Here is an 8252-nt window from a genome sequence, read left to right as displayed (position 1 = left end):
ATTGGAATCTCTTCTATTGGAATTGAATCGTCACGCTTATGCATTAGATTATCACCATGCATGACAATTCTGGTTTTAAGATAAGGATATGCATCAATTGTTTTAATGACTGCTTCCCTTAATTTTTCAGCGTCAATTGACTTGTCAAATCTGAGGAGGTTAGGGATGTTATATTGAGGAACGTCAGGGTTCTGAACACATTCATAGTATACACCCATCTGATTTGCGGTCAAAGGAAGATACATTGATTCTTTGGATTCCTCTATAATTTCATCCAAATCAACTGAATCCTTAGCATTGTCAATAAGATTTACAATATTCCTAATTGTCGGCTCATCAAGCAATTTGAAAATATCTATATTGAATCCCATTTCTTCATAGATGCTGGAAGCAAGATGCATTAATGACAATGACGTGAATCCGATAGCATATAAATCATCAGTCACACCAAATTCAGTGGTTTTTGAAATTGATGATGCAATATCGAATAATTTTTCTTCGAGTTCAGTTTCCGGAGGAACCAGTTCAAGAGTGAGTATTGGTTTAGGAAGTGCTTTTACGTCCGTTTTTCCGTTTGGTGTTTTTGGCATTGCATCCATATGCATGAAGACTGTTGGAACCATATATTTGGTTAATCTGTCTTTCAAGTATTCTTTCAAATCATTTATGTCAATTTCACCTTCAGTGGTGAAGTAGGCACACAGATGGTCGGTATTGTTGATTTTCTTAATTACAACAATGTTTTCTTTTACACCAGGATAATCGGCGATGTTTGATTCTATCTCTCCGATTTCTATTCTCAATCCTCTTAACTTAATCTGATTGTCTATCCTACCTTTAATAACGATTTCATCATTTGGAAGTTTTATCGCATAATCCCCACTTCTGTAGTATGGGATGCCGTCGATTTCAAGGAAGACCTCTTTGGTTTTGTCATCCAGGTTATAGTATCCTCCAGCTACACCATAACCACCAATATAAAGCTCACCCATTACGCCAGGAGGCAATACGTTACCGTCAATGTCCCTTACATCAGTCACATAATTGTAGAGTGCCTTACCAACAGTAAGCTCTTTTGGATCGGTGATTTTGCATGAATTGGATATAACAGTTGCTTCGGTAGGTCCGTAAATGTTATAAACGTCAGCTTCACTATTTTCCAGAACATATGCAATCAAATCCTGAGGCACCATTTCCCCACCGACTGCAACATACTTGAATGAGGAGAATTCCTTATTGAATTGCTCATTATCAAGATATTCCCTTAATCTTGATGGTGTAGAGAATGTAAGCGCATCCGGCTTTTCGTCATGTATAAGTCTGGTTAAATCAGTAATGTTTTTGGCTTCACTGTCATTGGCCAGAACAACTTCCAGACCAAATGTCAAGCTCATGAAATCAAGCAGGAATGCATCGAATGAAACTGTACTCAGTGCAAGGGTTTTGTTCATGCCGTTATAAATATGACATAATCTGTTATCCTCATCATGAGTAAATAAGTTTGTAATGTTTTTATGGGAAATCATAACTCCCTTAGGATTTCCAGTGGAACCTGAAGTATAAATCATGTATGCCAAATCTTCAGGGGAAATTTCAACGTCAGGATTTTCCGTATTTTCTTCCTTGAGCAAATCCTTAACGTTCAATGAACTACCTGCATCATCATCGGAAATGATGTAGTCTGCCTCACTGTTTTCATAAATGTAGTCAATTCTCTCCTGAGGATATTCAAGATCTATTGGAATGTATGCGCATCCTGCCTTCAAAATACCTAAAAGGGATGCGATTAAATTACTATTTCTGTGAATCATTACCAGAACATTGCTATTTGGTTTTATTCCTTTTTTGATAAGCGCATTGGCAATTCTATTTGCCTTTTGGTTAAGTTCGCTGTATGTTAATCTTTCACCATCTGAAACAAGTGCAAAATTGTCCGGTTTTTTCTCGGCCTGCAATTCGAAACGTTTGTGGATGAACGGAACTTTAACTTCCTTAAATTCAATAGCTGCTTTTTCTTCAACAAGTGAAATATCAGACAATACTGATTCGGAGATGTCTGCTGATAAAAATTGATTAATGATTGTGTCAATACTTTTTAGGAACAAATCGACATAAGTGCCAGAGTATAACTGGTCATTATAATGAGAGGATAATATAAATTCTTCACCTGCTTTTTGAACGCTCAAGTAAAAATTATATTTATATTCAAAAGAATTGAAATCCAATTCCTTATTGAATGCATAATAGAACTCCGTCTGGAGATTATATTCATCAATGATATCATCAATTGAAAAATGAGAATATTGCATATTTTCCAGATAATCGCTTTGGATCTGCATTAAATAATCCTTAAGAATCATTTCCCTATTTTCAGAGCTGACTGTAAAAATTATATTATTTTCATGGAAAATTAAACTCTTATCTGAAAAATTAAACTTATTCAATGCCAATGCAGTGCTGGCTAAAAATAGTATATTTTCCGTAATTGAATTTTCTTTGCAAAATTCTTCAATTACATTTGCCTTTATTTTTAATTCACTTTCATTTAATTCAGGTTTTTTAACCCCATTTAAATCCGGGTTAAGAATTGTAGATTCATCAAAATCCTTGAGAATTCCTATAAAGTATTTATTATAATTTACATTTTTATCAATCATATTATCATATCTCACTGTTATATAATATTATAAAAAAATATGTTTTTTTATTTAAATAAACATTTGCTATTTTATTCACAAATAGATTATATTAGTACATTAAATCAAAAAATTAATGTTTGAACAGAAAAATGATTTCCAGTGTTAAAAAAAAGAAAAAGAAGTTAACATTTACTGTTAACCTGCACATGAATTCACAAATATTTTACTCATTTTTTCAAAAATGAATATTATTTATTGAAATTTTAGCGGATATTGTTATTCAATTTTTTTCATAATTTTCAATGAAATCTGAACAAGTGGACTGACAACCATAGCCAATGATGGAGTATATGAAAATTCCTTCTGAATAATTTCATCACATTTCAAATTATCTGTAATGATAAATGATAAAGCATCTATCTTTGATGAAATATCTCCTTCAGACAGCATCTGACAGCCGACAACAGTACCGTCCAATTTACAAATCATCTTAATATATAATTTATTGTTTTGAGGATAATATCTCGCCTTTTGACAGGTTTCCATATATTCAGAGACTACGGGCATTCCTATCATGTTTGCAAATGATTCCGTTATGCCTGAACAGGCATAGTTATATTCCCCCACTTTAGAAACTACAGTATTGACAACAGGATCGAATGTTAGCTTATTGCCCGTGAAATTATTTGCCAGAACCATTGCCTGGCGAACGGCAGTAGTTCCCGCAGGAGACATTGTTGGAGTACCGGTTACATGGCTTTCCACTTCCACACAGTCACCGATAGCATAGATATCTTCAACGCTTGTTTCGAGGTATTCGTTTATCTTAACGGCACCGAACTCTCCGATTTCACATCCTGCCTCAACAGCTAAAGAAGTTGACGGCACTTTATTGCTAGGCAAAATGACCACATCGGCAGTTATGGATTTATCATTGTAATGGATAACCTTTTTGGAACCGTCGGTGGTTATAGCAGTTACATCAGCATTCGTTTCGAAATCCACACCATCATTTAGTTCAATTAACTTGCCGGACATTTCTCCGTCCAGGAATAATGGCAAAATGCCGAATGACTGTTCCAGGAATGTTACATTATATCCTTTTTTTGCCAATTCATAAGCGCTTTCAATTCCAATGGAAAAATTTGAGATGAATACGACATCCTTTTTGCCTTCAAGAGATTTCTGGATAATTTTTCCATCATGGATGTTTGTTAATGAAAAGATGCTGTCTGCATCATCAATGTCAAAGCCAGGATCAATAATCTCGGACCCTACAGCAAGCACCAGCTTATCATAACCCATTGTTTCACAAGCAGTATCCTTTTCAAAGGTAATTGTCTTATTGTCTGAATCCACATGAGTGACAGCAGTATCCAAATGCACCTGTATATTTTTATCCAGATAATAATCTGCATCATGCATAATTATATCATCAAAGGATTCTATGCATCCTCCCAAAACCAATGGGATGGCACATGGAGAGTATGCAATATCCTCACCTTTTGTAAAAATTATAATCTCCGTTTCTTCGTCATTATATCTTATATTTGATGCCAAAGTCAAACCTGCAGCACCTGCACCGACAATCACTATACGCATTATTTCACCTGTTATATTATACAAATGAATATATATTTTTAATAATATAAATATTAATTACAGATTTATAGGGGATATTATGGCAAATGAAAATAAATGGGGAAGCAGTTTAGCATTCATTCTTGCAATGATAGGATCAGCAGTTGGATTGGGTAATATTTGGAGATACCCATATGTGCTTTATTCCAATGGTGGAGGGGCCTTTTACATTCCCTATTTAGTTGCCATTTTCTCTTTGGCAATTCCGTTTTTAATTCTGGAATATGGCGTGGGTTACAATTACCAGTCATCATTTACAAAAGCACTCATTAAAATCAAACCAAAATTTGAGTTCTACGGTTGGGTTTTGCCTGTTGTCGTGTTTATAATGGCAGTCTATTATTCAACAATCATTGGCTGGGACGGAATTTATCTGTTTTTAAGCTTTTTTAAAGGATGGGGAGCAAATCCGAATACCTTTTTAAATGTTAATCTGCTGCAGTCTACCGATTCATTAAGCGGCGTTTTTAATTTTATTCCTTTTGTTGCTATTTTCATGATTGCAGGGTGGTTTATCATCTGGTTCATTTCCCACAAAAACCTGGATGACGGTTTAGGTAAAGTCTGTAAAGTATTCGTACCCGTATTATTTGTTATCATGTTTTTCATTGTCATATTCTCTCTGACCCTGCCCGGCGCAAATATTGGTCTGGCAGAGCTGTTCAACCCGAACTGGTCACTTTTATGGCATTTTGACATATGGATGGCTGCATTCGGACAGATTTTCTTTTCCTTAAGCTTGGGAATGGGTGCAGGATTTACATATGCAAGCTATACCGGTGACGACATTGATTTGATTTCATCAGGACTCTATGTTGTCATAGCAAATTCCGCCTTTGAAAACTTCGCGGCTTTAGGTGTTTTCTCAATTTTAGGATATATGTCTCTTCAGTCAGGAACCCCTGTTTCCCAGATAATTACTCAAGGAACAACCCTGATTTTTGTTGTATATCCGCAGGTGTTTAATGTTCTGGGCACTATCGGTCTGATTGCCGGACCCCTGTTTTTCTTTACTGTCTATGTTGCAGGAATCACCAGCATGCTGTCTGCATTTGAAGTGCTTTCGATTTCCATTCAAAACAAATTCTCTTTAACAAGACGTAAAGCCACTCTGGTATTATGTCTGGTCGGAGGCTTTGCCTCAATGGTTTATGCTACTTCCGCCGGAGGATACATACTTGGAATAGCAGACATATTCGTGAACAATATTGTCATCATACTTTCCGTATTGGTAGAATGTATCATATTTGCCTGGATATTTAAAGCTGAAAGACTAATTGATTTTTTAAACAGCAGAAGCAAAACTTTTAAACTTGGAAAATGGTGGTTAATTCATGTTAAATATATCATTCCCGTTATCCTGATTGTAATCTGGGTTGGAGGATTATATGAGCTGCTATCCATAAAAACCACAGAATCCGTGATAATCATAATAGTGCTTGCCCTGATTACGATAATTTCATCATTAATATTCACAAAGCGTCCTGCAAAAACAAAAGATTGGTTTGAAACCGAAGAAAGGATAAAGTAGAATTAATTCAATTCCTACTTTTTAAATTTTTTAAGAAATACTATTGCAACAATAGCCGTTGCAATAACTGAAATTACATTTGCAAGCATTGAAGACAATGCAAAACCTTCCGGAGCCTGCAGTATATATGCAAATGCAATTAATGTACACACCAATGCCGGCGCAAGTGAAATGATATAGTGCTTTTCCCTCCTAATCAGAAAGACCGTTGCCGTATACATAATGATTGTAGCTATTATCAATTGAGACCATGCAAAGTATCTCCAAATCAAACTGAAATCAACAAAGGTCAGTCCAAAAGATGCTAAAAACAATGGAACAGAGATTTTTAACCTTGAAGATAATTTATCGTTTTTAATACCAAGTTCATCGACAATAGTTATCCTTGAACTTCTAAGTGAAGTGTCTCCTGTCGTAATCGGACAGATAACAACACCAACAACTGTTAAAATCACACCCATAGGCCCCATCAATGCTTTTGCCATTTCATTAACCGCTACAGCAGGAGCCGCACCGTAAATTGCCGCAAGCTGAGGCTGACCGTGGAAAAATGCCATAGCAATAGCTGCCCAGCAAAGAGCAACCAAACCTTCTAAAACCATAGCCCCGAAAAATACCGGTCTTGAATCCTTTTCATTTTCCAAACATCTTGCAACAATTGGAGACTGTGAAGCATGAAAACCGGAAATGGCCCCACATGCGATGGTAACAAAGAGATACGGGAAAATACTTTTGTCAGTCAAATACAAACCCTGTGTTGTAAACTCCGGAATGGAGTATGCCGGATTTAAGATTAATGATCCAGTCATCAACACAACCATAATCAATAATAATGCGCCAAAAATAGGATATACATTTCCAATAATCTTATCGACAGGAAATACAGTTGCAATCAAAAAGTAAATGAATATAGCAGTTATACAAATAATTACTGGAATGTGAGTAAGATTGGTGATTAAATCTGCAGCCCCTTTTGCAAAAGTGGCGGCAACAAGAATTCCTGTAATCACAACCAGAACTGCAATAAACTTTCGAAATCCTTGCCCCAAATATTTTGAAACGATATTTGGCATCGTATAACCGTCTTCACGCAATGACATGAATCCTGAGAAGAAATCATGAACGCAACCAATGAATATTGTACCAAATGTAATCCATAAAAAAGCTGCCGGACCGAATAATGCACCTTGTATAGCTCCAAAAATTGGTCCCAAACCTGCAATATTTAAAAAATGAACTAAAAAATTCTTTATTTTGGACATAGGGATGTAGTCAATCCCATCCTGCAACCTATATGCAGGAGTTTCGCGAGTTTCATCCACACCCGCCATTCTTTCTACAAATTTTCCATAAATAAAGTACGATGCAACCAACGTTAAAAAACAAAGAACGAAACTATACATTACATATGTATTATATGATATAAGTTATAAAAAAATTTCGCATTGAATGACAATATTAACAAACCCAGTTAATTGATACAATATATTGCAATTATTAATACAAAAAAATAATAATAATAATAACATTTCCATATGTTTTATACGAACAGTTTCAAAAGTACTGATACGTATTAGTATTCAACCGCTCTCTCTCAAGATATTATACCTATGAAAAATAGAGGTGTTAAGTATGATGAATGACGAGCTATTAAAAAATTTTTCAATAAGCTGCAACCATGCGCAGGGTACATTTTTCAGCTATGAGCTTTCGTTGAGAAAGTACTGTGAGTATTTTGGCATGAGCTTAAAAGAACTTCTTTATGAAGCTGAAGAAGATGAAAACAATGGAGTTAAATGGAAACACTGTCGCTTGAAAGCAAAATTAGTCGAATATAGGCATTACATGTATCAGCATTATGCTCCAGGAACTGTCCGAAAAGAAATGAACTGCATCAAATATTTCTACAAATTCTATGATATAGAGATATTGTCACTACCTAAGATTAATGAAAAAAGCATTCAAAAGCCTGCTCCGATATATTTCAAGGACTTGCCGGATAAGGCTGTTATAAGAGAAGCTTTTCAAATAGCTTCTCCTTTAATGAAAGCTATAATATTGTTTTCATGTTCCAGCGGATGTGCCAGAACCGAAACATTGAGCTTGACAATTGGAGACTACATTGATGCCTTATCTGAATATCTGCCAAACAGAAATATGGATATTTTTAATGTAATCGATTATCTCAACGGTGTTAATGATGTGGTCCCTACCTTCAGCATTTTAAGAAAAAAGACAAACAAGTATTACCTTACGTACTGCAGTCCTGAAGCTGTAAAGGCAATTAACGCATATCTGTTGTTGAGGGATAAACCTCTGACTGAGGAAAGTCCATTGTTTAGAATCAGTAGGACATATATGGTGCAATCATTTGAAATGATTAATGACACTTTAGGCCTTGGAAGGGTTGCAAAATATCGAAGGTTCAGAAGCCACATGCT

5 protein-coding genes are annotated in these 8252 nt (G+C 35.4%); 2 read left to right on the top strand and 3 right to left on the bottom strand.

The features are described 5' to 3' along the window. Together ACKI3Q_RS04600 and ACKI3Q_RS04595 are read right to left on the bottom strand one after the other, a co-directional pair. Positions 1–2657 (bottom strand): amino acid adenylation domain-containing protein (locus ACKI3Q_RS04600; RefSeq protein WP_407414725.1); only part of this gene is annotated, 2657 nt, incomplete at its 3' end. 258 nt (positions 2658–2915) lie between these two features. Continuing rightward, on the bottom strand, positions 2916–4241 hold the full coding sequence (locus ACKI3Q_RS04595; RefSeq protein ID WP_407414723.1) for an FAD-dependent oxidoreductase: 1326 nt from the start codon (positions 4239–4241) through the stop codon (positions 2916–2918). Positions 4242–4320: 79 nt separating this feature from the next. Between ACKI3Q_RS04595 and ACKI3Q_RS04590 the strand changes: the two genes are divergently transcribed. Beyond that, on the top strand, positions 4321–5811 hold the full coding sequence (locus tag ACKI3Q_RS04590) for a sodium-dependent transporter (protein ID WP_407414721.1): 1491 nt from the start codon (positions 4321–4323) through the stop codon (positions 5809–5811). A 14-nt stretch (positions 5812–5825) separates the two neighbouring features. Here ACKI3Q_RS04590 and ACKI3Q_RS04585 read toward each other — a convergent pair whose 3' ends face one another. Beyond that, on the bottom strand, positions 5826–7214 hold the full coding sequence (locus ACKI3Q_RS04585; protein ID WP_407414719.1) for a carbon starvation protein A: 1389 nt from the start codon (positions 7212–7214) through the stop codon (positions 5826–5828). Between the two features lie 337 nt (positions 7215–7551). Here ACKI3Q_RS04585 and ACKI3Q_RS04580 point away from each other — a divergent pair. Beyond that, positions 7552–8252 (top strand): site-specific integrase (locus ACKI3Q_RS04580; protein WP_407414727.1); only part of this gene is annotated, 701 nt, incomplete at its 3' end.

It is taken from the genome of Methanobrevibacter sp. (genome assembly GCF_045636185.1).
Taxonomy (GTDB): Archaea; Methanobacteriota; Methanobacteria; order Methanobacteriales; family Methanobacteriaceae; genus Methanocatella.
The sequence above is the reverse complement of the archived record's forward strand: the minus strand, read 5'-3'. Positions and strand labels throughout refer to the sequence as shown.

Bases quoted from the DNA above. Each gene is read 5' to 3' on its own strand.
- ACKI3Q_RS04595 (WP_407414723.1), bottom strand. From the start codon at position 4,241: ATGCGTATAGTGATTGTCGGTGCAGGTGCTGCAGGTTTGACTTTGGCA.
- ACKI3Q_RS04590 (WP_407414721.1), top strand. From the start codon at position 4,321: ATGGCAAATGAAAATAAATGGGGAAGCAGTTTAGCATTCATTCTTGCA.
- ACKI3Q_RS04585 (WP_407414719.1), bottom strand. From the start codon at position 7,214: ATGTATAGTTTCGTTCTTTGTTTTTTAACGTTGGTTGCATCGTACTTT.